Here is a 24,256-nt window from a genome sequence, read left to right on the forward strand (position 1 = left end):
AAAACATAATCAGGAGTGGATCATGAGCGGAACGACCGCCGACAGGAAATATTTGCCGGCGATCGTGCTGACGGTCGCGCTGTTCTTCCTCTGGGGGATGGCGAACAACCTCAACGACATCCTGATCGCGCAGTTCAAGAAGGCGTTCACGCTCACCGATTTCCAGACCAGCTTCGTGCAGCAGGCGTTCTACATGGGCTATTTCCTGCTCGCGGTGCCGGCCGCGCTGGTGACGCGGGCGAAGGGCTACAAGACCGCGATCGTCACCGGGCTGGTGTTGTATGCGGCGGGTGCGCTGCTCTTCTATCCGGCCGCGCATTACGGCGAATATCTGTATTTCCTCGCGGCGCTGTTCGTGATCGCGTGCGGTCTGGCGTTCCTCGAGACGTCGGCCAACCCGCTGATGACCGAGCTGGGCGACCCCAAGACTGCGGCCAAGCGGCTGAACTGGGCGCAGGCGGCAAACCCGGTCGGCACCGTCTTCGGCGTGCTGATCGGCAAGTATTTCATCCTGTCGGAGATCGTCCACGACGACAGCACGGTCGCGGCGATGCCCCCGGCAGCGCGCGAGGCGTTCTATCGCAGCGAAGTCGTCGCGGTGCAGACGCCGTATCTGGTGATCGGGCTGGTCGTGCTGCTGTTCGCGGTCGCCGCCGCAGTGATCCGCTTTCCCGAACACCGCGCGGAAGAAACCGTCGGCACGCCGTCGCGGTTCGTCGACGTGTTTCGCCATCCGCGGCTGATCTTCGCGACGATCACGCAGTTCTTCTACGTCGGCGCGCAGGTCGGGATGTGGAGCTACACGATCCGTTACGCGCAGGCGAACGTCCCCGGCATGGCCGAGCACGATGCCGCGGATTACCTGTTCGCCAGCCTCGTGCTGTTCGGGATCGGCCGGTTCGTGGGCACCGCGCTGATGGGCCGGATCGCCCCCCCTCGCCTGCTCGCGATCTTCGCGGTGGTGAGTGCTGTGCTGGCTGGCGTCGCCGGCCTCGTCGGCGGGCAGGTCGGGCTGTACGCGCTGGTGCTCGCGAGCCTGTTCATGTCGATCCAGTTCCCGACCATCTTCGCGCTCGGCATAGACGGGCTGGGCCCGCTCCGTCGCGCGGGGGCGTCGCTGATCATCATGGCGATCATCGGCGGCGCTGTGCTGACCGGGTTGATGGGGCATATCTCCGACCTCGCCGGAATCGACACCGCGATGCTGGTGCCGGCGGTGTGTTTCCTGGTGGTGCTGGCGTTCGCGGTGAAGACCGGGCGGACGGTTTCGGGTCAGGCGATCCAGCCGACGATCCACTGAGAAACCAAACACGACACGCCGAGGACAGTTCGCAGGACCTCGCTACTAACCACCACCCCGGCGAAGGCCGGGGCCCAGTTGGGGGACGGAGGTAAACTAGGGACCGTCCTACGTTATGACGACCTTTCCAACTGGGCCCCGGCCTCCGCCGGGGTGGTTAACTTGGGCGGCGTGCGTTTGCAGAAAGTGGGCTTTGGGAGGCCTACCCTCAAACCAGAATACCCCGGTCGATCTCCGCAATCGACCTAACCCCTGTCAGCGCCATCGCCACCCGCATCTCGCGCTCGATCAGCGTCAGCAACTGCGCCACCCCCGCCTCGCCCCGCGCCGCCAGCGCGTACAGCCACGCCCGGCCGAGCAGCACGCCGTCGGCCCCCAGTGCCAGCATCCGCACCACGTCCAACCCCGACCGCACGCCCGAGTCCGCCAGCACCGTAAGCTGCCCCTTCACCGCGTCCGCGATCGCCGGCAGCGCCGCCGCGCTCGACAGCACGCCGTCGAGCTGTCGTCCGCCATGGTTCGACACGACGATCCCATCCGCACCGATCGCCGCCGCCTCGCGCGCGTCGTCGGGATCGAGGATACCCTTGATGATCAGCGGACCGTCCCAGCCTTCGCGGATCCACTCCAGATCCTTCCAAGCGATCGATGGATCGAAGTTGGTGCCGAGCCAACCCATATAGTCGTTCAGCCCGCTCGCCTTGCCGAGTACCGGCTCCAGATTGCCGAGCTGGTGCGGCCGCCCGTGCAAGCCAACGTCCCACGACCATCCGGGCCGCCCCATCGCCTGCAACATCCGCCGCAGCGGTGCGCGCGGCCCCGACATCCCCGAGTGCTGGTCGCGGTAGCGCGCGCCCGGCACCGGCATGTCGACCGTGAACACCAGTGCCTTCGCGCCTTCCGCCTTGGCCGTCGCCAGCAGGTCGCGCATGAACGCCCGGTCGCGAATGACATAGAGCTGGAACCAGGTCGGCCCGGTCGGCGCCGCCTTCACGACCTCGCCGAGCGAGCACAGCGACACGGTCGACAGACAGAACGGCACGCCGGCGGCATGCGCGGCGCGCGCCGCCTGAGTCTCGCCGCGACGATGATACATGCCCGCGATCCCGACCGGCCCGAGCCCGACCGGCAACGCCTGATGCTGGCCGAACAACGTCGTCGACAGATCGAGATCGGACACGTCGCGCAACACCCGCTGGCGCAGCGCGATCCCCGACAGGTCGCTCACGTTGCGCGCCAGCGTCGCCTCCGCATAGGAACCGCCATCGGCATAGTCGAACAGGAACCGCGGCAGGCGTTTGCGCGCAGCCTCGCGGAAATCGAGCGTCGAGGCGATCGTCATGCGGCGTCTCCCATTCATGCGCATCGATCCGGAAACCGCGGCGTACGGGCGTGCCCTAGCAAGCCACCACCACGGCGAGCAACTTTCAGATATGAAAGATTGCTGTATCGACCCGCCGCGCTTGCGGCATAAGGTTCGCGTCCGCAACCACGATCGCCCCGCCATGCCCCCTCCCCCGCAGTCGCCACCGCCGCCATCGCCCAAGCCGGATACCGCCCCGGACACGGATAGCGCAGGCCCCCGCGTCTATTCCGCGCCCGCGCTGGAAAAGGCGATCGACATCATCGAGCTGCTCGCGCGCGAGCCGGGCGGGCTCACGGTCAGCGACATCGCGACCCGCCTGTCGCGATCGATCAGCGAGCTGTTCCGCGTGATCGTCGTGCTCGATCGGCGCGGGTGGCTGCACAAGGATCCCGCGAGCGACCGCTACCGCGTGACCTACAAGCTGCTCGAAACCGCCCACCGCGCGACCCCGGCGCAGGAACTGACGCATGTCGCAGCGCCGCTCATGCACGCCTTGGCGGCGACCGCGATGCAGTCCTGCCACCTCGTCGTGCGCAACGGCGCGAGCGGCCTGATCGTGCTGCGACAGGAAAGCCCGGGCCCGACCGGTTTCGCCGTCCGGCTGGGCACCAGCATCGCGCTTGCGACAAACTGCTCGGGCCATGTCCTGCTCGCGTTCATGGGCGAGGACGTGCGAACCGCGATCCTCGACGAGACGACCGACGCCGCGACCCGAGCGAGCCTCGCCCCGCATCTCGCCGCGATCCGCGACCGCGGCCACGAATGGAGCAAGAGCAACCGGATGGCGGGCGTTTCCGACATGAGCTGCCCGATCTTCGGTTATGACGGGCATGTCGTCGCCGCGCTGACGATCCCGTTCCTCGAGGTGATCGACGAGACCCCGCACATCTCCGCCGACGAAGCGCTGATCGCACTGAAACGGACCGCCACCGCCATCTCGCAGGCACTAGGCTGGTCCGATCCGCAAGCGATGCCGCTCAACCCCAGCCTCTCGGTCGCCGCCCCCGGCAAGCGCAAGCGGGCGGCACAACCATCGACGGGGGAGGATCTGGCGTGATCCCGCGCCGATCCCCGCTCTGGCTGCTGCCCGCGTTACTGGTCACCGCGTCCGTGCCAGCTTTCGCCCGGCCGGTGCACGATACGCCGGCTCTCGCGCCACCGCCGACGGACCGCCTGAACGAGCGATGGTGGGCCGATCGTCACCGCGCGATCCTCGCCACGATCGCTGAGCATCCCGACCCCGCCGTCGTCCTGATCGGTGATTCGATCACCAACAACTACGACAAGGCGACGACGCCGGACGAGAATTTCGCGCCGATATGGGCGAGATATTATGCGCCCCGCCGCGCGCTAAACCTCGGGTTCAGCGGCGATACCACTGCCAACGTCCTCTGGCGGCTCCAGCACGGCGAGGTCGAGGGGCTTCGTCCGAAGGTCGCGATCGTGCTGATCGGTACCAACGACACCGCAGGGGCCGGGCGAACCGTGACGCAGACCCAGGCGGGTATCGACGCGGTCGTGGACGATCTCAAGCGCCGCCTGCCAACCACGAAGATCCTGCTGCTCGGGCTGCTACCGAGTGCGATCACAGCCGCCAAATCGGCGACGGATGCAGCGGTGAACGCCTATCTGGCCGACCATTATGCGGCCGATCCCCGCGTCGCCTACCGCGATATCAGCGCGATCTTCCGCCGCCCGGACGGCACGCTCGACGTTACGCTGTTCTACGATCCGCGCCTGCCGCAGCACGGCAAGCCGCTGCATCCCGACACCCATGGCCAGCGGATGATGGCCGAGGCGATCGAGCCGACGCTGGCGAACCTGCTCGGCGAGCGAGCACGGTAAACGGCTCAGTCGGCCGTAATTTCAGCGATCGTGAAATGGAGCGGGTGAAGGGAATCGAACCCTCGTCACTTGCTTGGGAAGCAAAAGCTCTACCATTGAGCTACACCCGCGAACGGCGATTCGACGCCGGTCGGTCCGGTTCGTGCACCGGCCCTCGATGGTCGGCCGAGTGCCACAGTCCTTGCGGCGACGTCAACGCAAAATCGTCCCGCCGGCCAGACCGGCTGACCGGCCAGACCAGCTAGCCGCGCAGCGCGATCACCTGCGACCGCTCGCTCTCGGGCACCAGTCCCTCCAGCACAGCCCAGAAGCCCGATACCGCGCTCTGCCCCGCGCTCGCATACGCCGCGGCCATCTGGATCCGTGCCGCCTCGAACAGCTCGCGCTCCATCTTCGAACCCTCCGCGGTCAACCGCAGCAGCCGCTGACGACGATCGCGCTCGCCCGGCCGGGTTTCGACCAGCTTGCGGTCCGCCAGCTCGTTCAACACACGACCGAGCGACTGCTTGGTGATCGCCAGCAGCGACAGGAGTTCGCTCACCGTCATGTCGGGCTTTCGCGCGATGAAATACAGCGCGCGGTGGTGCGCCCGCCCCAGCCCCTCCTCGGCAAGCCCCTGGTCGATCGATCGGGTCAGGTGGCTATAGCCGAAGTACAGCAGCTCCATGCCGCGGCGGAGTTCGGGTTCCCGAAGGAACAGGGGTGAAGCAGAAGACGCTGTGGCAGGCATGTTGACCGGTTTAGACATCGCCCGTAGTCGTCGGCAACCCGCCACGAGAGAGATTTTCGATGTCCGCTCCAGCTTTTACCTCGCCTTCCGCCTTTCGGCACGAACCGAACGCGACGCCGGTCGAGGCGAACGAGCGGGCAAAGCGACTGATCGATCCCGGATTCGGGCGCGTCTTCACCGATCACATGGCGATGATCCGCTACAGCGACGCCAAGGGCTGGCACGACGCGCGGATCACCGCCCGCGCGCCGCTGACGATCGATCCGGCGTCGTCCGTCCTGCATTATGCGCAGGAGATCTTCGAGGGGATGAAGGCGTATCGACTCGCCGATGGCGGCACCGCGCTGTTCCGTCCCGAGGCCAACGCGCGCCGCTTCCAGGATTCGGCGCGGCGCCTGGCGATGCCCGAACTCCCCGAGGACCTGTTCATCGAATCGGTCGAGCGGCTGGTGAAGACCGACGCCGACTGGATCCCCGACAGCGACGGCGGTGCGCTGTACCTGCGCCCGTTCATGTTCGCGTCCGAAGTGTTTCTCGGCGTGAAGCCGTCGTCGGAATATCTCTACATGGTGCTCGCCTCGTCGGTCGGCGCGTATTTCAAGGGCGGCGCCCCGACCGTGTCGATCTGGGTCAGCCAGCAATACACCCGCGCCGCGCAGGGCGGCACCGGCGCCGCCAAGTGCGGCGGCAACTATGCGGCCAGCCTGCTCGCGCAGTCCGAGGCGATCCGCAACGGCTGCGACCAGGTGGTCTTCCTCGACGCGGCCGAGCGCCGCTGGGTCGAGGAACTGGGCGGCATGAACATCTTCTTCGTGTTCGACGACGGCAGCATGGCGACGCCGGCGCTGACCGGCACGATCCTGCCCGGCATCACGAGGGACTCAATCCTGACGCTCGCACGCGCGCAGGGCATCGAGGTGCGCGAAGAGGGCTATACGATCGACCAGTGGCGCGCCGATGCGGCAAGCGGACGACTGGTCGAGGCGTTCGCATGCGGCACCGCGGCGGTGGTGACGCCTATCGGCACGGTGGCGAGCCCCGAGGGACGCTTCACGATCGGTAGCGGTGGTCCAGGCGCGCTGACGATGCGGATGCGCGACGCGCTCGTGTCGATCCAGCGCGGCACCGCCCCCGACGCCAACAACTGGCTGCACCATCTCGCCGATTGAGGCGCGGAAGGGCTTTTCACGCGGCGCGGCCCCGCTATAAGGCCGCCTCTGTTGGGGCGTCGCCAAGTGGTAAGGCAGCGGCTTTTGATGCCGCCATGCGCAGGTTCGAACCCTGCCGCCCCAGCCAATCCTTATTCGATCTAGCGGGCCGCAGCGGCCATTTCGGCGTTGCGGCGCTCGGATGCGGCCAGCGTTTCGGTGAGCAAGGCGACCAGCGCGTCGTCGCGGTCGAGGACGTTCATGCCTTCGCGGGTCGAACCGCCGGGGCTGGCGACGCGGTCGGCCAGTATAGCGGGCGAGACGTCCGCATCGGCCGCCATGATCGCCGAGCCCTCCAGCGTGGCGATCGCGAGGCGGGCGGCCTGGTCCGCCGGAAGCCCTAGCGCCGCGCCAGCCTTGGCCAGCGCATCGGCGAAGCGGAACACGAAGCCGGGGCCGCAGCCCGCCAGCGCGGTCACCGCATCGAAATGCGCTTCGTCGGCGATCCACTCGTAATGGCCGAGCGGGCCTGCGAACGCTTCCGCCGCGGTGGTCGCCTCGGCCGACGCGCCGGGCGTGTAGAGCGACGTCACGCCCTTGCCGATCGCGACCGGGAGGTTAGGCATCGCCCGGACGATCGCGTCGGCCTCGAACCGCCCGGCAAGCGCGGCGTGATCGACACCCGCAAGGATCGACAGCAACAGCTTCGGAGCGCCCTTCATCGGCGCGAGCATCGCCTGCGCCGCGTCGATCTGTTGCGGCTTGAGCGCCAGCATCAGCGTGGCAGGCGCGTCTTCATCAGGCAGCGCGGTCAGCGAGCGGACACCATCGGGGGCACCCTTCCCGCTGCGCGTGATCACCGTCACGCTCGCCGGATCGAGTCCGGCGGCGATCCAGCGTCGCAGCATCGCGCCACCCATGTTGCCACAGCCGATCAACCATAGCGGGCCCGCCGGAAATCCCTTGACCGGAAACCCCATGCTCAAGCCTCGCCGTGCGTTTCGATCAACGCCGCAGCGAGCGCGTCCTTGGGGGTCTTGCCGCCCCACAGCACGAACTGGAACACGGGATAGAAGCGCTCGCATTCCTCGATCGCCGATTCGACCAGCAATTCGGCCGCATCGAGCGACATCGTGCCGTCGTCGCCCCCGTCGACCATCGCGGCATGCCGGAACAGCAAGATGCCGCTCGACGACCAGAGCTCGAAATGGCCGATCCAGAGCTGTTCGTTGACCAGCCCGATCGTCTCGTACACCGCCTGGCGGCGCTCGTCAGGCACCTTGATGTCGGGAAAAGCGAGGAATTGCAGCACGCTATCGTCTTCGCGCCACAGCGCACGCAGTTCGTACGTCGCCCAGCTGCCCTTCACGGTCGCGACGATCTCGTCCTCGTGGCGCTCATGCTCCCAGCCATGCGCAGCGTAATAGCTTTCGAGCATGTCGATCGGAGCAGCGTCTTCGTGGTCGCGGTCTACTTGGTCGAGCATCATTAGGTCCTGGCGGTCCTTATCGCACGACAAAGGGTGCCGAGGCAAAAACGCCACGGCAACCCCATCGAACCCGTTTGTGCGGAAAACTGTGGAAAAGTCAGTCGACCGACGCCCCGAGTGGCGCAGTTACCGTCGACTGGGCCGCGAACTTGGCCTCGAGCGCATCGAGACGGGCTTTCAACACGTCGTTCTCGTCGCGCGCGGCGGCGGCCATGGCCTTGACCGCGTCGAACTCTTCGCGACTGACGAAATCGAGCCCGCCGAGCCATTCGCGCGCCCGTTCCCGCGCGCCCGAACCGGCTTCGCGACCGACGCCCGCAAGCGTACCGGCCGCACCGTTCAAGACCTTGACGATATCGTCGAACACGCGGTTTTCGGACTGCATTGCTTCAAAACCCCAGAGACTGTTGCATATACTGCTGCGTCACAGCATTTGGGACGTATGGGCCGTCGGTGCAAGGCTTTCGGCATTCGGGTTCAGCTGCCCGATGCTGAAGGCGAGCACGCCGGCAAAGCTGATCCACACCATATACGGCACCATCAGCCACGCCGCGGCGGGCCGGATCCGCGCGAATACGAAGGTCGCCGCGATCGACAGCACCAGCATCGCGACGATCACCAATACCGACGCACCGATCCTATGCGCGCCGAAGAAGACGGGCGTCCAGGCGAGGTTGAGCACGAACTGCCCGACGAACAGCGCGACCGCGAGCCCGCGCAGCCGCGCGCCGCGTGCGTTGAGGATCATCGCCAGCGCGAGCCCGATCAGAATGTAGAGAGTCGTCCAGACGACGGGGAACACCCAGCCCGGCGGGTTCAGCGCGGGCTTAGCGAGCGCCATGTACCACGCATTCTCGCTGCCGACGCTGACCGATCGTCCGGAGAGGAAGCCGAGCAGCAGGATCAGGGGCACGGTCACGACCGCCCAGCGGAGGAACGACATCCTCAACTGGCCCTTCGAAGCGATACCGCCCACACACGTCCTTCCGTCTCTACGCGGGAACGTCCTGCCGCGCGTTTGGCGATCCGTAAACCGTGCGTGCGGGGAAATCGTTCCGCTAGTGGTTCATTCCGGCACGGTGGCGGCGCTGGCCGCGGTTTTGAAGCACACCCACCGCCCACATCCGTCATCCTGACGAAAGTCAGGACCCAGGGTCAAGAAGGCTGCGCTCTGTACTCTGGGTCCTGACTTTCGTCAGGATGACGGGAGGGCTTGAGGACACTTCGACGCTTCCGATGCAGGCCTTTCATCCCCAAGCCTAGCAGCGATCAGGAACTCAACGTTACCCTCGGGGCCGGTGATCGGGCTTTCGACCACGCCCTCGACGTGCCAGCCCTGCCCGGTCAGCCACGCCGCGACCTCGTCGCAGACGCGCTGGTGGATGGCGGGATCGCGGACGACGCCGCCCTTCCCCACTTCCTCGCGGCCCGCCTCGAACTGCGGCTTCACCAGCGCCATCAACCGCGCGTCGGCCTTGGCGAAGGACATCGGCCGTTCGAGCACCTTGGCCAAGCCGATGAAGCTCGCATCGCACACGATCAGGTCGACGGGTTCGGGGATGTGCGCGGGCGTGAGGATGCGCGCGCTGGTCTGTTCGTGAACGATGACGCGCTCGTCCTGGCGAAGCGACCATGCAAGCTGGTTGGTGCCGCTGTCGACTGCGTACACCTTGGTCGCGCCATTCTTCAGCAACACGTCGGTGAAGCCGCCGGTCGACGAGCCGACGTCGATCGCGATCGCGCCGACCACGTCCCAGCCGAAATGCGTCAGGCCATGCGCCAGCTTGATCCCGCCGCGCGAGACCCAGGGGTGATCGCGCCCCCGAACGTCGAGCACGACGTCGTCGGGGAGCGTCTGGCCGGGCTTATCGACTTTCTTCGTGCCCGCGAACACCAGGCCCGCCATGATCAGCGCCTGCGCACGCGTCCGCGACTCGACGAGGCCCCTGTCGACCAGCATCTGGTCCGCCCGTATTTTTACCATGCGCGCATCCTTGCCATGCCCGCCTATCGCCGCCCCGTCCGGCTACCGCAAGCTGCCTTCCTTTCGCCGCAATCTCATTGCCCATCAATTAAGTAGGATTAGCTTTGATATCGGAGAGCGTGGCGTGACCGGCGTCCCCTAGAGCGCCGTTCACCCATGCTTTCCACCCTCTATCCAGAGGGCCCGGAAACCGGGAATTTGGAGAAGGAGAAGCGCTGTGGGTAGTTTCGCACCGTATGAATCCGTCCAGCCGACCATCCTGACCGTGCCGGGTCTCGGCGGTTCCGGCCCCTCGCATTGGCAGACCCTGTGGGAAGACGCACGGCCCGACACGGTCCGCGTCGAACTCGGCATGTGGAACACGCCGCACCGCAACGCCTGGGTGACGCGGCTCGACGAGGCGATCCGTCGCGCGGACGCACCGGTGATTCTCGCCGCGCACAGCCTTGGCTGCCTTGCGGTGGCATGGTGGGCCGAACTCAGCCCGCAACCTTATGGCTGGCCGGTCGCCGGCGCGCTTCTGGTGGCGCCGGCGGATGTCGATCGCGGCGGCGCGCAGGCGGAGTTGAAAGGTTTCTCGCCGACGCCGCGGAAGCCGCTCCCCTTCCCGTCGATCGTGGTGGCGAGCAGCGACGACCCCTGGGTCACGCCCGAACGCGCGCACAGCATGGCGGCGGACTGGGGCAGCCACTTCGTCGACGCCGGACCGCAGGGGCATCTGAACGCCGCGAGCGGGATCGGCTGGTGGCGCGAGGGGCAGTACCTGCTGGAGCGGGTGATCGCGGCGAGTGGCGATGGCCGGGGACAGGCTTTGCCGCCGAGCACGGCGCGCTCGATCCTGGCGGTGAGTGCGACGGATGCCGCGCAGGCGCATTATCTAGGTGGGTAACGCCGCCTACTTAATGAGCCACCACCCCGGCGAAGGCCGGGGCCCAGTTGGGAAGCGTTGGTAACGGAGCGCGGTCCCTCGTTACTGCGACCTCACCAACTGGGCCCCGGCCTCCGCCGGGGTGGCGTGCGGGGGAGCGATTCACTGAATTCGAGAACCGTCCTTATCGAACAGATCGGGATTAGCCGCTTGCTCTGCTTTCGCCGCCGCCAAGCCACCCCGCATCCGTCGCCACATCGCGATATTCAGCGACACCATCACGATCACCGCGAGCGCGATGATCGCGATGGCCTTGGTCGGCCCGGTCATGCCCGCGCTTCGGCGACCCCGCCCGAATTGTGGCGAAGCGCCTTGAGCACCGTGTCGACCAGCGCAGTGGCGTCGAGGCCAGCTTCGGCATACTGGATCTCAGGCTTGTCCTGGTCCTGGTACACATCCGGCAGGCGCAGCGTGCGCAGCTTGAGTCCGCCGTCGATCAGCCCCTCGTCCGATGCCATCGTCAGCACGTGCGCGCCGAAGCCGCCGACCGAATTCTCCTCGATCGTCACCGCGACCTCGTGCGTGGTCAGCAGCTTGCGGATCAGGTCGACGTCGAGCGGCTTGGCGAAGCGCAGATCGGCGACCGTGGTCGACAGCCCCTTGGCTTCGAGGGTTTCAGCGGCCTTGAGCGCCTCCTCGAGACGTGTGCCGAGCGACAGGATCGCGACGGTCTTGCCCTCGCGCACGACGCGGCCCTTGCCGATCTCCAGCAGTTGCGGGATCTCGGGCAGCGCGACGCCGGTGCCGTTGCCGCGCGGATAGCGGACCGCGATCGGGCCGGTGTCGTACTGTGCCGCGGTGTGCGTCATGTGGACCAGCTCGGCCTCGTCCGCCGCCGCCATCACGACAAAGTTCGGCAGCGTCGCGAGGTAGGTGACGTCGAACGACCCGGCATGAGTCGCGCCGTCCGCACCGACCAGCCCGGCGCGGTCGATCGCGAAGCGGACCGGCAGGTTCTGGATCGCGACGTCGTGCACGACCTGATCATAGGCGCGCTGGAGGAACGTCGAGTAGATCGCGCAGAACGGGCGCATCCCCTGGGCCGCAAGGCCAGCGGCAAAGGTGACGCCGTGCTGTTCGGCGATACCGACGTCGAAGAACCGGTCGGGATACGCCTTGGCGAACGCGTCGAGCCCGGTGCCCGACGGCATCGCCGCGGTGATCGCGCAGATACGCGGGTCCTTCGCGGCCTCGGCGACGAGCTGCGCGCCGAACACGTTCTGGTATTGCGGCGGGCCCGGGGGTGCCTTGGTCTGCACGCCCGAGATCACATCGAACTTCTGCACGCCGTGATATTTGTCTGCGGCGGCCTCGGCGGGCGCGTAGCCCTTGCCCTTCTTGGTGACGACATGGACGAGGATCGGGCCCTCCTCCGCATCGCGCACATTCTCGAGCACCGGGATCAGGTGATCGAGATTATGACCGTCGATCGGGCCGACATAATAGAAGCCGAGTTCCTCGAACAGCGTGCCGCCCATCGTCATGCCGCGGGCGAACTCGTCGGTCTTCCGCGCGGCGTTGTGGAACGGACGCGGCAGGCGACGCGCAAGCTTCTTCGCGAGTTCGCGGATGCCGAGGAATTCGCGACTCGATACGATCCGCGACAAATACGCCGAGAGGCCACCGACGGGCGGCGCGATCGACATGTCGTTGTCGTTGAGGATCACGACCAGACGGTTGCCGGCCTGCTCGGCGTTGTTCATCGCCTCGTACGCCATGCCCGCGGACATCGCGCCGTCGCCGATCACGGCGATGCCCTTGCCCGGCGTACCCGCGATCTTGTTGGCGATTGCGAAGCCCAGCGCCGCCGAGATCGACGTCGACGAATGCGCCGCGCCGAACGGGTCGTATTCGCTCTCACTGCGCTTGGTGAAACCGCTGAGCCCGCCACCCTGGCGGAGCGTGCGGATGCGATCGCGGCGCCCGGTGAGGATCTTGTGCGGATAGCATTGGTGGCCGACGTCCCACACGAGGCGGTCGCGCGGTGTGTCGAAGACGTAGTGGATCGCGGTGGTCAGCTCGACCACGCCGAGACCCGATCCGAGATGGCCGCCGGTGGTGCCGACCGCGGAGATCGTCTCGGTACGCAGCTCGTCGGCGAGTTGTCGGAGCTGATCGGGCCTCAGCTTGCGGAGGTCGTCGGGCGTCGAAACGGTATCGAGCAGCGGTGTCGAGGGAAGATCGGCCATCATGCAGGCTTAATGCAGCGCGGGTATCGTGTCGATTGTTACCGTGTCTTGACGTAGCATTCGCGCTGAAATCGCTCGGGAAGTGCACAATTATGAACTTTGAGCACCGTGTTGCCGTCGCGGCGGATATCCCGGCGATCGCCGCGCTGATGACGCGGGCGATCGGCGCGTTGCAGGAGGATTTCCTCACGCCGGCGCAAGTCGAGGCGAGCCGCGCGGTGATGGGGCTGGATACGCAGCTGATCGCGGACGGGACGTATGTGCTGGTGGAGTCGGATGGGCGGCTGGCCGGATGTGGCGGGTGGAGCCGGCGGGCGACCTTGTACGGTGGCGATCATAGCACGGCGTTACGCGATTCGGCGCTGCTGGACCCGGCGCGCGATGCGGCGCGGATCCGGGCGATGTATACGGACCCGGATTTCGTGCGGCGGGGTGTCGGACGGCTGGTGCTGTCGGTTTGCGAGGCGGCTGCGCGCGAGGCGGGGTTTATGCGGGCGGAGATGATGGCGACGCTGGCGGGGGAGCCGCTGTACCGGGCCTGCGGGTATCTGCCGATCGAGCGAATCGAGACGCCGGGGGAGGCCCCGGTGCCGATGATACGGATGGGGAAGGATTTGGCCTGACGGCTTCCCTTCTGCCCCCCTCCCTGGAAGGGAGGGGCCGGGGGTGGGTCGGCTTCCGTATCAGGGACGCTGGCCAAAACCGCCCGACCCACCCCTACCCCTCCCTTTCAGGGAGGGACGAACTGAAACCGGGGTAAGCCCTACTTCGCCTCGCACTCCGCACAACGGCCACGGACCTCGATAACCGGGCGCACCGGCGAGAAGCCTGCTGCCTCCGCCGCGTTACGAACGCCCTTGGTGATCGTGTCGTTGTCGAGATGCGTGGTCTGGCCGCACGAGTCGCAGACCAGGAAGATACAGTCGTGCAGGCAATCGGGGTGCGCGTTGGCGACATAGGCGTTGGCGCTCTCGACCCGCCGCGCGAGGTTCGCGCCGACGAACAGGTCGAGGATGCGGTACACGCTGTTCGCCGCAACCCGCCGGCCTTCGGATTTCGACACGGCTTCGGCGATATCGTACGCGGAGGCGGGCTTCTCGAAACTCGCGAGCGCGGCGAACACGCTCGCGCGCATCGACGTCCATTGCTCGCCGGCTTTTTCCAGCGTCGTCTGCGCTGCGATGGTGAGATCGGCGCCCTGCGGTTCGGTGTGGTTGTGAGCGTGCGCCATGCTGGGTGAAGTAGGATGCCGGAGGGGTTCCAGCAACCCGCTCAGCTGTCGGCGCGGCGGTTGAGATCGTGGCCGAAGGCGAGCAGACCGACGCCGACGATCGTCCACAGCGTCTCGCCGCCGCCGCTGTCGTGCGGCAGCGTCATCGCGCCCGCCATGATGCCGAGCCCGAGCGCGCCCATTGCGGCGGGCATCATATAGCCGTGATTGAGCACGCCGCGGCCGAGCGCCAGCGCGCCGAGGGCGATCGCGATCGTCAGGCCGACCTCGTGAATGATCGGATCGAGCAGGAACCCGCTCGCGGTCGACATCAACGCGACCAGCACAGAAGTCGCCAAGCAATGCACCATGCACAGGCCCGAAAGCCCGATCGCATAGCGATCGAGACCGGCGAAACGGTGGGTATGCGTGGCCGAGGGCGTCATCGTTTGTTGGATATAGACGGCTCAACGAAAGGATACAACATTACATCCTTGATTTTCTTGGTGAGTTGGTGGGTTTTGAAGGGGCGTTCCCTCTTCCTTGTTCTCCCGCGAAGGCGGGAGCCCAGGCTGGGCTCCCGCCTTCGCGGGAGAACAAGTTTCGCGGGAGAACAAGTGAGGTAGAGCGTGACTGCCCCAGGTCCCGGCGCCCGAACCTCCGCCAACAACATGAAGCAATGGCGCATCACGAAGCGATGGCGCCGCGCCCTTCAGGGGAGTAATACGCCGCCATGCTTCAACCCAGCGCCGCCTTTCTCACCAAAGCCCGTCCTCGTGCGGTCGCCCTGTGGCTCTATACGGTGGCGGCGCTGATCGTCGCGATGGTCGTTATCGGCGGGATCACGCGGCTGACCGAGTCGGGGCTGTCGATCACGCAGTGGAAGCCGATCAGCGGGATCATCCCGCCGCTCAACGACGCGCAGTGGCAGGCCGAGTTCGACGCCTACAAGCGCATTCCCGAATACGCCGCGTTCAACGCCGACATGACGGTCGGCGGGTTCAAGGCGATCTTCTTCTGGGAATATCTCCACCGGCTCTGGGGCCGACTGATCGGGCTTGCCTTCGCGGTGCCGCTGATCTGGTTCGCGGTGCGCAAGCGTATCCCGGTCGGCTATGGCTGGCGCTTGTCGGCGCTGCTGGCGCTCGGCGCGTTCCAGGGCGCGATCGGCTGGTGGATGGTAGCCTCTGGCCTGTCGGTGCGGACCGACGTCAGCCATATCCGGCTCGCCGTGCATCTGCTCACCGCGCTGACGATCCTCGCGGGGATCGTGTGGACCGCGCTCGACCTGATGGCGCTGCACCGCAATCCGCTCGCCGCCCCTGCCCGCCTCGCGCCCGTCGCCATTCTCGCGCTCGCGCTGCTGTTCGTCCAACTCGTCTATGGCGCGTTCACCGCCGGGCTCGACGCCGGCTATGCGTTTGCGAGTTGGCCGCTGATGGGCGACGGGCTGTTCCCCGCAGATGTGCCGATGGTGAACCCCGCCTGGAGCAACGCGGTCGACAACCCGATCGTGGTGCAGTTCATCCACCGCTGGTTCGCCTTCGCCGCCGCTGCGGGGCTGATCTGGCTGGCCGTGAAGGCGACCAAGACCGGCAGCAGCGCGGGATTTTACGTGGTCGGACTCGTCACGCTCCAGATCATGCTTGGGATCGCAACGCTGATGACCGGCGTGCAGATCGACGTCGCGGTCGCCCACCAGGGCAATTCCGCCCTGCTCCTGATCGCCGCGATGTTCGCCGCCCATGCCGTAGGCACCGCACCCCGCCTGAATCAACGGGGCCTGAAGCAGCGGGTATAATAATACCCGTCAGGAAACCGGCGGAAAGCTTGACTTGAAGCCCCCCTTTCAGCATTAGGCCGGCATTCGCGCTGCGGGGCCTCCCCTTGGTGCGCTTGCATTCAATCTGGAAGGTCTAACGCCCATGAAGGCGCTCATGAAGACCACCAAGTCGGCAAAGCCGGCTGAGGTGGAGAAGCAGTGGCATATCGTCGACGCGGAAGGTCTCGTCGTCGGTCGTGCTGCATCGATCATCGCCAACGTCCTGCGCGGCAAGCATAAGGTGTCGTTCACCCCGCATGTCGATTGCGGTGACAACGTCGTCGTGATCAACGCAGACAAGATCCGCTTCACCGGCAACAAGGCCGCGAAGAAGATCTATTACAAGCACACCGGTTACGCCGGCGGCATCAAGGGCATCACTGCCGCCAAGGTCCTCGATGGCCGCTTCCCGGAGCGCGTTCTCGAAAAGGCTGTCGAGCGCATGATCCCGCGCGGCCCGCTGGGTCGTGAGCAGATGCGCAACCTGCGTATCTTCAAGGGCACCGAGCATCCGCACGAGGCACAGAACCCTGCCGTCCTCGACATCGGCAGCATGAACCGCAAGAACAAGGTGGGCGCATAATGTCCGACAACCGCCAGTCGCTCGCCGATCTCGCGAGCCTGACCAACCAGCCCGCGCCGGCTGCCCCCGCCGAGCAGGCTCTGCCGACTAGCGAAGGCGATCTCGCAGCGCCGGTCTCGAACGAGCCCGTCCGCGAGCCGATGCCGCTGCGCGAGCAGATCCTCGACAAGCAGGGCCGCGCCTATGCGACCGGCCGTCGTAAGGACGCCGTCGCGCGCGTCTGGGTCAAGCCCGGCACCGGCAAGATCACGATCAACGGTCGTGACCAGGAAGTGTATTTCGCACGTCCGACGCTGCGCCTCGTCATCAACCAGGTGTTCGGCATCACCGAGCGCGAAGGTCAGTACGACGTCGTCTGCACCGTCAAGGGTGGTGGTCTTTCGGGCCAGGCCGGCGCGGTCAAGCACGGCATCAGCCAGGCGCTGACCCGCTTCGAGCCGGTGCTGCGCGCCTCGGTGAAGGCAGCAGGCTTCCTGACCCGCGACAGCCGCGTCGTCGAGCGCAAGAAGTACGGCAAGGCGAAGGCCCGTCGCAGCTTCCAGTTCTCGAAGCGCTAATCTCGCTTTCAGTACCTGCGTATCAGAAGGGCGGTCCGGCAACGGGCCGCCTTTTCTGGTTTTGGGTGTAATCCGGAAGGAAATATACCGTCCGGGTAGCAGCCCCGAAGCGCAACGACCTCCCCTCCCTGAAAGGGAGGGGTTGGGGGTGGGTAGGCCTGCTCGAGTCCAAACGGTCGAATGTGCATGCGGAAACCGACCCACCCCCTGCCCCTCCCTTTCAGGGAGGGGAGACCGTCGGAGTGGAGGCGGTGCGATGCGGACATTACGGCGATCGAGCTCGTCGATCGTTTAGACAGGCCGACATCGCTTCACGCGATCGGCCTCGCGCCTGCGTCTTGTTCTCCCGCGAAGGCGGGAGCCCATGCTGGGTCTCCGCCTTCGCGGGGAAATAACCTATAGATACCCCAGCAGCGCCCGTCCCCCCTTTCGGCTGGACCTCACCCCAACGCCACGATGATCTCGTCAAGCGAGGCATTGCGGATGCCGCGACGGTCGAACTCGTCGAGCATCGTCGTCCACCAGGCATAGAATCGCTTCAGGTCCGCCGCATCGCGGACATACGGCGTATGACCGGGCGCGAGCGACGGCGAGTGGAATGACAGATTGAAAAGCCGCAACCCCTCGCCCGCCGCGACCGCCACCGCTTCGAGCGCGGCAGCAATCGGCATGTCCTCGGGGGTCAGCGCGATCCGCGACAACAGGCGCGCGCGCGCGAATACCCCCCGGCCCTTCGGTACGCGGCCTAGCGCAGTGTACAGCCTGCCGCCGCCCCGTCGCGCGCGGCCGATGAAAACGGTGGTCAGCGGCAGTTCGACCATGCCGCGCTCGCGATACGCACCCGCCTCCGCCATCGAGAAGTCCGGGCCGCCATCGCCGCTGTAATCGTAGCCGGGACGAACCGAGCTATCGATCCGGTAACCGAGCGTCGCCAGCAGGTCGAAACTATGCGGCCCGATGCCGTAACGACCGGCACGATACGCACGAGGTGCCACACCGAACGCGGTAGTGATCGCCGACGTGAGCGTCTTGAGCTTGGCGGCTTCCAGCGCCCGCGGCAGGTTGCCCGCATAGCTCGCCGCCGATGTCGCCGCCCCCTCGAACGGCGGATTGACCCAAGCATGCAACTGCGTGCCGATCTCCGACCGCCCATCCTCGACGACGCGCGACAGGATCGCGACCGAAGCCGGATCGGTGGCGATCGGGTGGTCGATCATGCAGTTGAGCGCGACGCCACGCTCGGCGAACCGGCGGTGCGCGTCGGGGAATGCGGCCATCGCGGTCGTCGCGCGGTTGCGGGAATCATGGGGAGCGCGCCAGTCGAACTCTTCCTCGACATCCACGAATACGGTGAAGCGGGTGCCGAAATCCTCGGGCCAGACCACCCGCTGCGCGTCGGTCGGCCGCGGCGGGCGGTAAGTCACCGCTGGTCGTCGGCGGTACGCTCCGCTTCCACGACATCGGCGGCCGGGAGTTGCAGCGTGAGGCGTTCCGCGCCGATCGTAAGGACGCCGCCGAGTTCGACCGCGAGGTTTTGCGCAAGGCGCAGCGCGAAGCCGGTGCCGAGCAGCGGCGCGCCGTCGCCCTCCTGTTCGGCGTCGATGCTGAGCAGCACGTCGGTCGCATGCGCGGCGAGTGCGGCGGGGCGGTCGAACTCGATCGTGATCGTGTCGGCCACCGGCCGCACGACGATCCCGAGCTGTTCCCCCTGACGCCCCGCCGAAACCAGCGCGGCGAGCAGGCGACCGACCAGCCGTTCGACCGCGCGATCGTCGCCGAGGATATCGCAGTCGCCCGCCGGCATCGCCACGGACAGGCTCGCCCCGCGCAGCGTCGCGAGCGGCTGCAGATCCTTCGTGACGCGGTCGAGCAACGCACGGACCGGCACCGTGGTCGGCCTCAGGTCGAGCGCATGGCCTTCGATCCGTGCGGCGGTATCGAGATCGTCGATCGCGGCGAGCAGGTCGCCCGCCTGCGTGCGGATCGCCGTCGCACGGTCGCGATAGGTCGGCGAGACGGGGCCGAGCAACTGCGTCTCGATCAGCTCGGCGAACCCGGCGATCGCATTGGTCGGCGTGCGCAGTTCGTGGACGAGCTGGCGGAGCGAATCCGCGACCGGCGACGATGGGCGCACCGGCATGCGACCCGCGTGGGCGGTCTCGTCGCGACGCGGGCGGCGAGCGGTGCCGCGGAAACCGATGAAGCGGCCCGACGCATGTTCGAACGCGGGCACGCCCGACAGCCGCCAGGATCCGAACGCGTCGGACAGTCCGCCGACTTCGAGCCGCGCGTCGCTGAACCGAGAGCGGCGCCGGAATGCCCCGGCCGCGACACCGTCGAGATGCGCCTCGCCCTGCTGCGCGGCATAGGCCAGCGATACGCCGACCAGCGCCGAGCGCGCGACCCCGTCGACCATGCGGATGATGCCTTGCCCGTCGGTTTCGAAGCGGAAGCTCTCGATTTCGGCCGCCGCCGGTGTCGGGGTGGCGGCGTCGACGATACGGTCGCGGTTGAACGCCTCGATCCGCGCGACCAGGTCGGAGATCTCGAACCGGTCCGCCGACGCAGGTCCGGTCGGTTCGACGACGGGAGGTTCGGTCTCGGCGAGCTTGGCGTGACGAAACGCCTCGGCGACGAACGGCAGCCCTCGGGCGACCGCGCCCAGCGCCATGAACGGGGTTTCGCTGAGGGGCGCGGAGTAGAGCGACGGTTCGGGCGCTGCTGCAGGCGGCGTGTCGATCGGGGGTGGGACGAACACCTCGGCAACGGGTTCTTCAACGACAGGCGGCTCTTCGGCCAGCACCGGCGCGGCAGCGATCGGCGCGGCAGCGATCGGCTCCGCAAGCGTCGGCTCCACAAGGGTCGTCTCCGCCTCGACCGGCGCATCGGGTTGCGGCAGCACGAAGTCGGTCGAACCGAAGCTCTGCAAGCCACGCTGGACCTCCGCCGGCAGGTCGCGGCGATGGCGCAACACCGAACGGCTGGCGGGCGTCAGGCGCGGCAGGATCGCCAGCCACTCGTCGGGCTCCAGCGTCGCGGTCCGCAGCACCGGTGCGGCGATCGCCAGCGCATCCTCAGCGAAGAACCCGACCAGGTTCGCATCGGGCCGGGCGAAGGCAAGCGCGCGGGCGCTGGCGGCGCGAACCTCGACCGGCACGGCCTGACGCAACAGGCGCAGTCGCGCGATGGCCGGTTCGTCGACCGCCGCCCGACCGCGACCCATCAGGTCCACCAGTTGGCGCCACGCGGATTGCGCGCCGAAACCGGTGGCCATGTCGGCAGCGAGGATCGTCTTCAGGCTATCGTCGAACCGCACATCGCTCCCCGGTTGTCATGGGCCTACCACGCTCTCCGTACCGATTCCTTAACGCCGCCCCCCTGGCGACGGAACAGGCCATTTCGGCAGGACGGAAGGTTCGTCGCATAGTGGGACAATTGCGTTTCGCCGCAACAATCTTATCGCTATGAGGAATGAATCGCTTGGTTTGCGATGCCTATCGGGAGTTGCGTGAAATGAGTTTTGACCGGATCGATCGGCAGATCCTGTCGCTGTTGCAGGCCGACGGTCGGATGACCAATGTCGACCTGGCCGACCAGGTGGGCCTTACCGCACCGCCTTGCCTGCGCCGCGTCCGCGCGCTCGAGGAGGCGGGGGCCATCCGCGGCTATCATGCCGATCTCGATGCGGGCCGTCTCGGCTTCCCGATCACGGTGTTCGCGATGGTGTCGCTGCGCAGCCAGGCCGAGCACGACCTCGCCGCGTTCGAGCATCATATCGCGGATATTCCGGAAATCCGGGAATGTCACATGCTCAACGGGGAGATCGACTTCATCCTGAAGATCGTCGCGGCGGACCTGAAGAGTTTCCAGGAAATTCTGACGACCCACCTGACGCCGGCACCCAACGTGGCGAGCGTGAAGACGTCGCTGACGATCCGCACGGCCAAGGCGCTGTCGGGGATACCGGTGGTGGTGGACTAGGCTTATATACCTTCGCCCCTCCCTGGAAGGGAGGGGTTGGGGGTGGGTCGGTTTCCGCGGGGTTCAGACCTCACGGACATGAGCCGGCCTACCCACCCCCTGCCCCTCCCTTTCAGGGAGGGGGGTTGGACGTACCCCCACTACGGAACAGGGGAGCCGACACAGCATGCCGCTCTAGCGACACCTCAAACGAAAACGGGGCGGCATCGCTGCCGCCCCGTTTCTTCTCGACACAGACCCGATCGCTTACGCGGCCGGGGCGCCGAGCCACGTGTTCCACAGGCCGGCGACGTCGGCCTTGGGCGAACCCTTGACCGCGGCGAATGCGGTTGCGGCACCCGCCTTGTCGCCAGAGCGGGCGAGCGCGATGCCCATGTGCAGGTTGACGTCGTCGGCGTCGACGCCGCCCTTCTGCAGCGCCACGCGGTACAGTTCGACCGCCTTGGCATAGTTGTTCTGGCCGAGATACGCATCGGCCGTACCCGCGGCGAGCTTGCCGTTGGCGGCCGTCGTCGCGCGCTTTTCGAGACCGGCGAGCGGACCGTCGGCGGCGATGTTCTTGGTCGCGTCGGCCAGCAGCCCCTTGGCCATCGTGTTCGACGCGGGAATCTTGCCCTGCGCCATGCCTTCCTTGAGCACCGCCTGCGCCTCGCTCGGCAGACCGCGACGGTTCACGCTATCGGCATATTGCAGATAGTCGGTCTGGTCGGCGAGCGAGTTGGTCGCCCGCATCAGGCGGAAGATGTCGACCTTCTGCGCTTCGTCGAGCGGGATCAGCGCGTTCTGCTGGATACCCGACAGGATCAGCACGTCGCGCCAGTTCTTCGCGGTCGGATAGGCGGTGATCCACTTCTTCAGCCACGCCATCGTGTCGGCGTTGCGCTTCGCGGCGTACGACTTGGCGACCGCATAGCGGTAATATTCCTCGGGAGCCTTCTGGCCCGCCGCAGTCATCTGCGCGATGCTGGCGTCGAGATCGGCGGTCGCACCGGCGACGTCGCCGCTGTCCATCTTCGCCTTGATGATCTGCAGCGACAGGTTCGGATCGTTGTAGCCGAGCTCCTTGGCCTTCGCGAAATACTGGAGCGCGATCGGATACTGCTTGCCGTTGAAGGCGAGCGCGCCACGGCGATACGCGTAGCGGCCACGATCAGCGGCCGGCGTCGCGGCATTGGCGATCAGCGCATCGAGCGGCCCGGCGAGCGTCGTCTCGTTGATCGGTGCGTTGGGGTTGGCGGTCTGTGCCGCGACCAGCTTCTCGTTCTCGAGCTGATAGCGCAGCGCGGCGCCGATATACTTCTCGTAATCGGTCTTGGCGGCGGCATCGATCTGGTCGATCGCGGTCTGCGCACCGGCATAATCCTTGGCGGCGAGCGCGGTCTGCGCGGCGACGCCGGGCTTCTGCACTTCCGGGCTCAGCTTCATCGCCGGCGCGGCATCGGCCTTCTTGTCCTTGGCGAACGCGGGCGCCGACAGCGCGAGGCCGCTCGTGCCGGTGGCGAACGCCGCAATCAGTGCAAGCTTCGAAATGGTCTTCATGCGGAAACTCTCCCTTTGCGTCGGCACCCTCAGGTTGGCGGCGCGCGACGTCGCTATATGGTCCGCCATGCATACGTTCAAGCGAGCGGCTTGGATCCCGCAGATGTGCGATTGCGCGTGAACGGCAATTGAACGCGCCCCCCGCCATAGCTAGATCGCGACCATGATCGCTGTCCTATCGCCCGCCAAGACGCTCGATTACGAGAGCGCACTGCCCAAGCTCGAGCCCACCACGCCGCGGTTTGCCGACGAGGCGAAAACGCTCGCGCATGCCGCCGCGCATCTGACGCAGAAGAAGCTGTCGGAACTGATGCACATCTCGCCCGCGCTGGCGAAGCTGAACGCCGACCGGTATCGCGATTTCGATACGCTGCCCGAGCGGCCGGCGATGTTCGCGTTCGCGGGCGATGTCTATACCGGGCTGGAGGCGAAGACGCTCGACGAGGCGGCGGTCGACTATGCGCAGGATCATGTGCGGATGCTGTCGGGGCTGTACGGCCTGCTCCGGCCGCTCGACCTGATGCGGCCCTACCGGTTGGAGATGGGCACGCGCTGGGCGCCGCGGAAGACGAAGCTGACCGACTGGTGGGGCGATCGGATCGCCAAGGTGCTCGCCGACGACGTCGAGGCGGAGGGGTCGGGGACGATCCTGAACCTCGCGAGCCAGGAATATTGGGCGGCGGCGGACGGCAAGCTGCCCTCCTCCATACGCGTCGTCGCGATCGATTTTCGCGAGGGCGAGGCGCAGAAGTTCGTCAGCTTCCACGCGAAGAAGGCGCGCGGGATGGTCGCGCGGTGGCTGGTCGAGCACCGCGTCGGCGACATCGAGGGGATCAAGGGGTTCGACAGCGACGGCTATGCCTATGACGCGGCGGGCAGCAGCGATGCGCAGTTCCGGTTCGTGCGGAAATGAGCAGCGCGGTCGTCATCGGTGCGTCGGGCGGGATCGGCAAGGCGCTGGAAGAGGCGCTGATCGAAGAGGGTGCGTTCGACAAGGTCTACGGGTTCGCGCGATCGGAAAGCGGCGACCGGCATCTCGATCTTCAGGACGAGGCGAGCATTGCGGCGGCGGCTTTGCGGGTCGGCTCGCCGACGCTGGTGATCATCGCGACGGGCTTGCTCCACGACGGCGACAAGGGTCCCGAGAAGGCGATGCGCGAGCTCGACCCGGTGTGGATGGCGCGCAACTTCGCGATCAACGCGATCGGGCCCGCGCTGGTGGCGAAGCACTTCCTGCCGGCGATGCCGAAGGCGGGGCGGATCGTGTTCGCCGTGCTCTCGGCGCGTGTTGGCAGCATCGGCGATAACAAGCTCGGCGGCTGGTATGGGTATCGTGCGTCGAAGGCAGCGCTGAACCAGTTGGTGAAGACGATCTCGATCGAGGACAAGCGGCGCAATACGAGCGGGATCGTCGTCGGCCTGCATCCGGGAACGGTCGACACCGGTTTGTCGCAGCCGTTCCAGGGCAACGTGACGCCCGGCAACCTGTTCAAGCCGGACCGCGCGGCGGTGCAGTTGCTCGACGTAATCGACGGCCTGCGCGCGCCGGACAGCGGCAAGCTGTTCGCCTGGGACGGCGTCGAGG

The 24,256-nt window shown here is 66.8% G+C and carries 26 protein-coding genes and 2 tRNA genes; 13 read left to right on the forward strand and 15 right to left on the reverse strand.

Annotated features, from left to right (window positions below):
* The first annotated feature begins 22 nt into the window (after nucleotides 1-22).
* On the forward strand, nucleotides 23-1,300 hold the full coding sequence (gene fucP / locus H8S47_RS08675; RefSeq protein WP_187503488.1) for an L-fucose:H+ symporter permease: 1,278 nt from the start codon (nucleotides 23-25) through the stop codon (nucleotides 1,298-1,300).
* A gap of 208 nt (nucleotides 1,301-1,508) precedes the next feature.
* Here the strand turns inward: fucP and lldD are convergent, their stop codons facing one another.
* Nucleotides 1,509-2,642: an FMN-dependent L-lactate dehydrogenase LldD gene (gene lldD / locus H8S47_RS08680; RefSeq protein ID WP_187503489.1), complete on the reverse strand. Its 1,134-nt coding sequence runs from the start codon at nucleotides 2,640-2,642 to the stop codon at nucleotides 1,509-1,511.
* Between the two features lie 121 nt (nucleotides 2,643-2,763).
* Between lldD and H8S47_RS08685 the strand changes: the two genes are divergently transcribed.
* Nucleotides 2,764-3,723, forward strand: coding sequence for an IclR family transcriptional regulator (locus tag H8S47_RS08685; RefSeq protein ID WP_235982707.1), 960 nt, complete (start codon nucleotides 2,764-2,766; stop codon nucleotides 3,721-3,723).
* Entirely contained in the window at nucleotides 3,720-4,511 is a 792-nt protein-coding gene (locus H8S47_RS08690; protein ID WP_214655011.1) for a GDSL-type esterase/lipase family protein, read from the forward strand. Before H8S47_RS08685 ends, H8S47_RS08690 begins: the two co-directional genes overlap by 4 nt.
* A 36-nt stretch (nucleotides 4,512-4,547) precedes the next feature.
* On the opposite strand, the gene H8S47_RS08695 is transcribed toward H8S47_RS08690, so the two are convergent.
* Nucleotides 4,548-4,621, reverse strand: a tRNA-Gly gene (locus H8S47_RS08695).
* 131 nt (nucleotides 4,622-4,752) lie between these two features.
* Nucleotides 4,753-5,259 carry a MarR family transcriptional regulator gene (locus H8S47_RS08700; RefSeq protein WP_187503490.1) on the reverse strand — a complete coding sequence of 169 codons (507 nt, stop codon included), beginning with the start codon at nucleotides 5,257-5,259 and terminating at the stop codon, nucleotides 4,753-4,755.
* 41 nt (nucleotides 5,260-5,300) lie between these two features.
* Between H8S47_RS08700 and H8S47_RS08705 the strand changes: the two genes are divergently transcribed.
* Both H8S47_RS08705 and H8S47_RS08710 read left to right on the forward strand, forming a co-directional pair.
* Nucleotides 5,301-6,410, forward strand: a complete 1,110-nt coding sequence (locus H8S47_RS08705) for a branched-chain amino acid aminotransferase (RefSeq protein ID WP_187503491.1) — start codon at nucleotides 5,301-5,303, stop codon at nucleotides 6,408-6,410.
* Between the two features lie 52 nt (nucleotides 6,411-6,462).
* Nucleotides 6,463-6,537, forward strand: a tRNA-Gln gene (locus H8S47_RS08710).
* Between the two features lie 13 nt (nucleotides 6,538-6,550).
* On the opposite strand, the gene H8S47_RS08715 is transcribed toward H8S47_RS08710, so the two are convergent.
* The 5 genes from H8S47_RS08715 to H8S47_RS08735 form a co-directional block, all read right to left on the reverse strand.
* On the reverse strand, nucleotides 6,551-7,369 hold the full coding sequence (locus H8S47_RS08715; RefSeq protein ID WP_187503514.1) for a pyrroline-5-carboxylate reductase family protein: 819 nt from the start codon (nucleotides 7,367-7,369) through the stop codon (nucleotides 6,551-6,553).
* A gap of 2 nt (nucleotides 7,370-7,371) precedes the next feature.
* Nucleotides 7,372-7,878, reverse strand: coding sequence for a type III secretion system chaperone family protein (locus H8S47_RS08720; protein WP_398456640.1), 507 nt, complete (start codon nucleotides 7,876-7,878; stop codon nucleotides 7,372-7,374).
* 97 nt (nucleotides 7,879-7,975) lie between these two features.
* Nucleotides 7,976-8,263 carry an accessory factor UbiK family protein gene (locus H8S47_RS08725; RefSeq protein WP_187503493.1) on the reverse strand — a complete coding sequence of 96 codons (288 nt, stop codon included), beginning with the start codon at nucleotides 8,261-8,263 and terminating at the stop codon, nucleotides 7,976-7,978.
* Between the two features lie 39 nt (nucleotides 8,264-8,302).
* Nucleotides 8,303-8,821 carry a TspO/MBR family protein gene (locus tag H8S47_RS08730; RefSeq protein WP_187503515.1) on the reverse strand — a complete coding sequence of 173 codons (519 nt, stop codon included), beginning with the start codon at nucleotides 8,819-8,821 and terminating at the stop codon, nucleotides 8,303-8,305.
* A gap of 252 nt (nucleotides 8,822-9,073) precedes the next feature.
* Nucleotides 9,074-9,862 (reverse strand): TlyA family RNA methyltransferase, encoded by a 789-nt coding sequence (locus H8S47_RS08735; RefSeq protein WP_187503494.1) that lies wholly within the window; start codon nucleotides 9,860-9,862, stop codon nucleotides 9,074-9,076.
* A 217-nt stretch (nucleotides 9,863-10,079) separates the two neighbouring features.
* On the opposite strand from H8S47_RS08735, the gene H8S47_RS08740 reads away from it, so the two are divergent.
* Nucleotides 10,080-10,751 (forward strand): RBBP9/YdeN family alpha/beta hydrolase, encoded by a 672-nt coding sequence (locus H8S47_RS08740; RefSeq protein WP_187503495.1) that lies wholly within the window; start codon nucleotides 10,080-10,082, stop codon nucleotides 10,749-10,751.
* 141 nt (nucleotides 10,752-10,892) lie between these two features.
* On the opposite strand, the gene H8S47_RS08745 is transcribed toward H8S47_RS08740, so the two are convergent.
* Entirely contained in the window at nucleotides 10,893-11,060 is a 168-nt protein-coding gene (locus H8S47_RS08745) for a hypothetical protein (protein WP_187503496.1), read from the reverse strand.
* Complete coding sequence (gene dxs, locus H8S47_RS08750; RefSeq protein WP_187503497.1) at nucleotides 11,057-12,979, reverse strand: 1-deoxy-D-xylulose-5-phosphate synthase; 1,923 nt, start codon at nucleotides 12,977-12,979, stop codon at nucleotides 11,057-11,059. Before dxs ends, H8S47_RS08745 begins: the two co-directional genes overlap by 4 nt.
* Before the next feature lie 92 nt (nucleotides 12,980-13,071).
* On the opposite strand from dxs, the gene H8S47_RS08755 reads away from it, so the two are divergent.
* Nucleotides 13,072-13,602, forward strand: coding sequence for a GNAT family N-acetyltransferase (locus tag H8S47_RS08755; protein ID WP_187503498.1), 531 nt, complete (start codon nucleotides 13,072-13,074; stop codon nucleotides 13,600-13,602).
* A 140-nt stretch (nucleotides 13,603-13,742) separates the two neighbouring features.
* Here the strand turns inward: H8S47_RS08755 and H8S47_RS08760 are convergent, their stop codons facing one another.
* Both H8S47_RS08760 and H8S47_RS08765 read right to left on the reverse strand, forming a co-directional pair.
* Nucleotides 13,743-14,210: a Fur family transcriptional regulator gene (locus H8S47_RS08760; RefSeq protein WP_187503499.1), complete on the reverse strand. Its 468-nt coding sequence runs from the start codon at nucleotides 14,208-14,210 to the stop codon at nucleotides 13,743-13,745.
* A 41-nt stretch (nucleotides 14,211-14,251) separates the two neighbouring features.
* Nucleotides 14,252-14,635, reverse strand: coding sequence for a MerC domain-containing protein (locus tag H8S47_RS08765; RefSeq protein WP_187503500.1), 384 nt, complete (start codon nucleotides 14,633-14,635; stop codon nucleotides 14,252-14,254).
* Between the two features lie 287 nt (nucleotides 14,636-14,922).
* Between H8S47_RS08765 and H8S47_RS08770 the strand changes: the two genes are divergently transcribed.
* The 3 genes from H8S47_RS08770 (at nucleotide 14,923) to rpsI (ending at nucleotide 17,151) form a co-directional block, all read left to right on the forward strand.
* On the forward strand, nucleotides 14,923-15,990 hold the full coding sequence (locus tag H8S47_RS08770; protein ID WP_187503501.1) for a COX15/CtaA family protein: 1,068 nt from the start codon (nucleotides 14,923-14,925) through the stop codon (nucleotides 15,988-15,990).
* Between the two features lie 124 nt (nucleotides 15,991-16,114).
* Nucleotides 16,115-16,594 carry a 50S ribosomal protein L13 gene (gene rplM, locus H8S47_RS08775; protein WP_060524218.1) on the forward strand — a complete coding sequence of 160 codons (480 nt, stop codon included), beginning with the start codon at nucleotides 16,115-16,117 and terminating at the stop codon, nucleotides 16,592-16,594.
* Nucleotides 16,594-17,151, forward strand: coding sequence for a 30S ribosomal protein S9 (gene rpsI, locus H8S47_RS08780; RefSeq protein WP_082443995.1), 558 nt, complete (start codon nucleotides 16,594-16,596; stop codon nucleotides 17,149-17,151). Before rplM ends, rpsI begins: the two co-directional genes overlap by 1 nt.
* Before the next feature lie 440 nt (nucleotides 17,152-17,591).
* On the opposite strand, the gene H8S47_RS08785 is transcribed toward rpsI, so the two are convergent.
* Both H8S47_RS08785 and H8S47_RS08790 read right to left on the reverse strand, forming a co-directional pair.
* On the reverse strand, nucleotides 17,592-18,575 hold the full coding sequence (locus H8S47_RS08785) for a polysaccharide deacetylase family protein (RefSeq protein ID WP_328805472.1): 984 nt from the start codon (nucleotides 18,573-18,575) through the stop codon (nucleotides 17,592-17,594).
* Nucleotides 18,572-20,467, reverse strand: a complete 1,896-nt coding sequence (locus H8S47_RS08790) for a sensor histidine kinase (protein WP_328805473.1) — start codon at nucleotides 20,465-20,467, stop codon at nucleotides 18,572-18,574. Before H8S47_RS08790 ends, H8S47_RS08785 begins: the two co-directional genes overlap by 4 nt.
* A gap of 197 nt (nucleotides 20,468-20,664) precedes the next feature.
* Between H8S47_RS08790 and H8S47_RS08795 the strand changes: the two genes are divergently transcribed.
* Complete coding sequence (locus H8S47_RS08795; RefSeq protein WP_128453226.1) at nucleotides 20,665-21,132, forward strand: Lrp/AsnC family transcriptional regulator; 468 nt, start codon at nucleotides 20,665-20,667, stop codon at nucleotides 21,130-21,132.
* A gap of 246 nt (nucleotides 21,133-21,378) precedes the next feature.
* Here H8S47_RS08795 and H8S47_RS08800 read toward each other — a convergent pair whose 3' ends face one another.
* Entirely contained in the window at nucleotides 21,379-22,671 is a 1,293-nt protein-coding gene (locus tag H8S47_RS08800) for a hypothetical protein (RefSeq protein ID WP_187503502.1), read from the reverse strand.
* 163 nt (nucleotides 22,672-22,834) lie between these two features.
* On the opposite strand from H8S47_RS08800, the gene yaaA reads away from it, so the two are divergent.
* Entirely contained in the window at nucleotides 22,835-23,584 is a 750-nt protein-coding gene (gene yaaA / locus H8S47_RS08805; protein WP_187503503.1) for a peroxide stress protein YaaA, read from the forward strand.
* Nucleotides 23,581-24,256, forward strand: a 676-nt coding sequence (locus H8S47_RS08810; RefSeq protein WP_187503504.1) for an SDR family NAD(P)-dependent oxidoreductase, incomplete at its 3' end; no start/stop codon positions are given. The genes yaaA and H8S47_RS08810, both read left to right, overlap by 4 nt.

The sequence above is a fragment of the Sphingomonas albertensis genome, assembly GCF_014358075.1.
Classification (GTDB): domain Bacteria; phylum Pseudomonadota; class Alphaproteobacteria; order Sphingomonadales; family Sphingomonadaceae; genus Sphingomonas; species Sphingomonas albertensis.

Coding starts and splice junctions, on each gene's coding strand:
- H8S47_RS08735 (WP_187503494.1), bottom strand. CDS start 9,862: ATGGTAAAAATACGGGCGGACCAGATGCTGGTCGACAGGGGCCTCGTC.
- H8S47_RS08725 (WP_187503493.1), bottom strand. CDS start 8,263: ATGCAGTCCGAAAACCGCGTGTTCGACGATATCGTCAAGGTCTTGAAC.
- lldD (WP_187503489.1), bottom strand. CDS start 2,642: ATGACGATCGCCTCGACGCTCGATTTCCGCGAGGCTGCGCGCAAACGC.
- H8S47_RS08760 (WP_187503499.1), bottom strand. CDS start 14,210: ATGGCGCACGCTCACAACCACACCGAACCGCAGGGCGCCGATCTCACC.
- rplM (WP_060524218.1), top strand. CDS start 16,115: ATGAAGGCGCTCATGAAGACCACCAAGTCGGCAAAGCCGGCTGAGGTG.
- H8S47_RS08795 (WP_128453226.1), top strand. CDS start 20,665: ATGAGTTTTGACCGGATCGATCGGCAGATCCTGTCGCTGTTGCAGGCC.
- fucP (WP_187503488.1), top strand. CDS start 23: ATGAGCGGAACGACCGCCGACAGGAAATATTTGCCGGCGATCGTGCTG.
- H8S47_RS08770 (WP_187503501.1), top strand. CDS start 14,923: ATGCTTCAACCCAGCGCCGCCTTTCTCACCAAAGCCCGTCCTCGTGCG.
- yaaA (WP_187503503.1), top strand. CDS start 22,835: ATGATCGCTGTCCTATCGCCCGCCAAGACGCTCGATTACGAGAGCGCA.
- H8S47_RS08715 (WP_187503514.1), bottom strand. CDS start 7,369: ATGGGGTTTCCGGTCAAGGGATTTCCGGCGGGCCCGCTATGGTTGATC.
- H8S47_RS08745 (WP_187503496.1), bottom strand. CDS start 11,060: ATGACCGGGCCGACCAAGGCCATCGCGATCATCGCGCTCGCGGTGATC.
- dxs (WP_187503497.1), bottom strand. CDS start 12,979: ATGGCCGATCTTCCCTCGACACCGCTGCTCGATACCGTTTCGACGCCC.
- H8S47_RS08765 (WP_187503500.1), bottom strand. CDS start 14,635: ATGACGCCCTCGGCCACGCATACCCACCGTTTCGCCGGTCTCGATCGC.
- H8S47_RS08720 (WP_398456640.1), bottom strand. CDS start 7,878: ATGATGCTCGACCAAGTAGACCGCGACCACGAAGACGCTGCTCCGATC.
- H8S47_RS08755 (WP_187503498.1), top strand. CDS start 13,072: ATGAACTTTGAGCACCGTGTTGCCGTCGCGGCGGATATCCCGGCGATC.
- rpsI (WP_082443995.1), top strand. CDS start 16,594: ATGTCCGACAACCGCCAGTCGCTCGCCGATCTCGCGAGCCTGACCAAC.
- H8S47_RS08705 (WP_187503491.1), top strand. CDS start 5,301: ATGTCCGCTCCAGCTTTTACCTCGCCTTCCGCCTTTCGGCACGAACCG.
- H8S47_RS08730 (WP_187503515.1), bottom strand. CDS start 8,821: ATGTCGTTCCTCCGCTGGGCGGTCGTGACCGTGCCCCTGATCCTGCTG.
- H8S47_RS08800 (WP_187503502.1), bottom strand. CDS start 22,671: ATGAAGACCATTTCGAAGCTTGCACTGATTGCGGCGTTCGCCACCGGC.
- H8S47_RS08700 (WP_187503490.1), bottom strand. CDS start 5,259: ATGTCTAAACCGGTCAACATGCCTGCCACAGCGTCTTCTGCTTCACCC.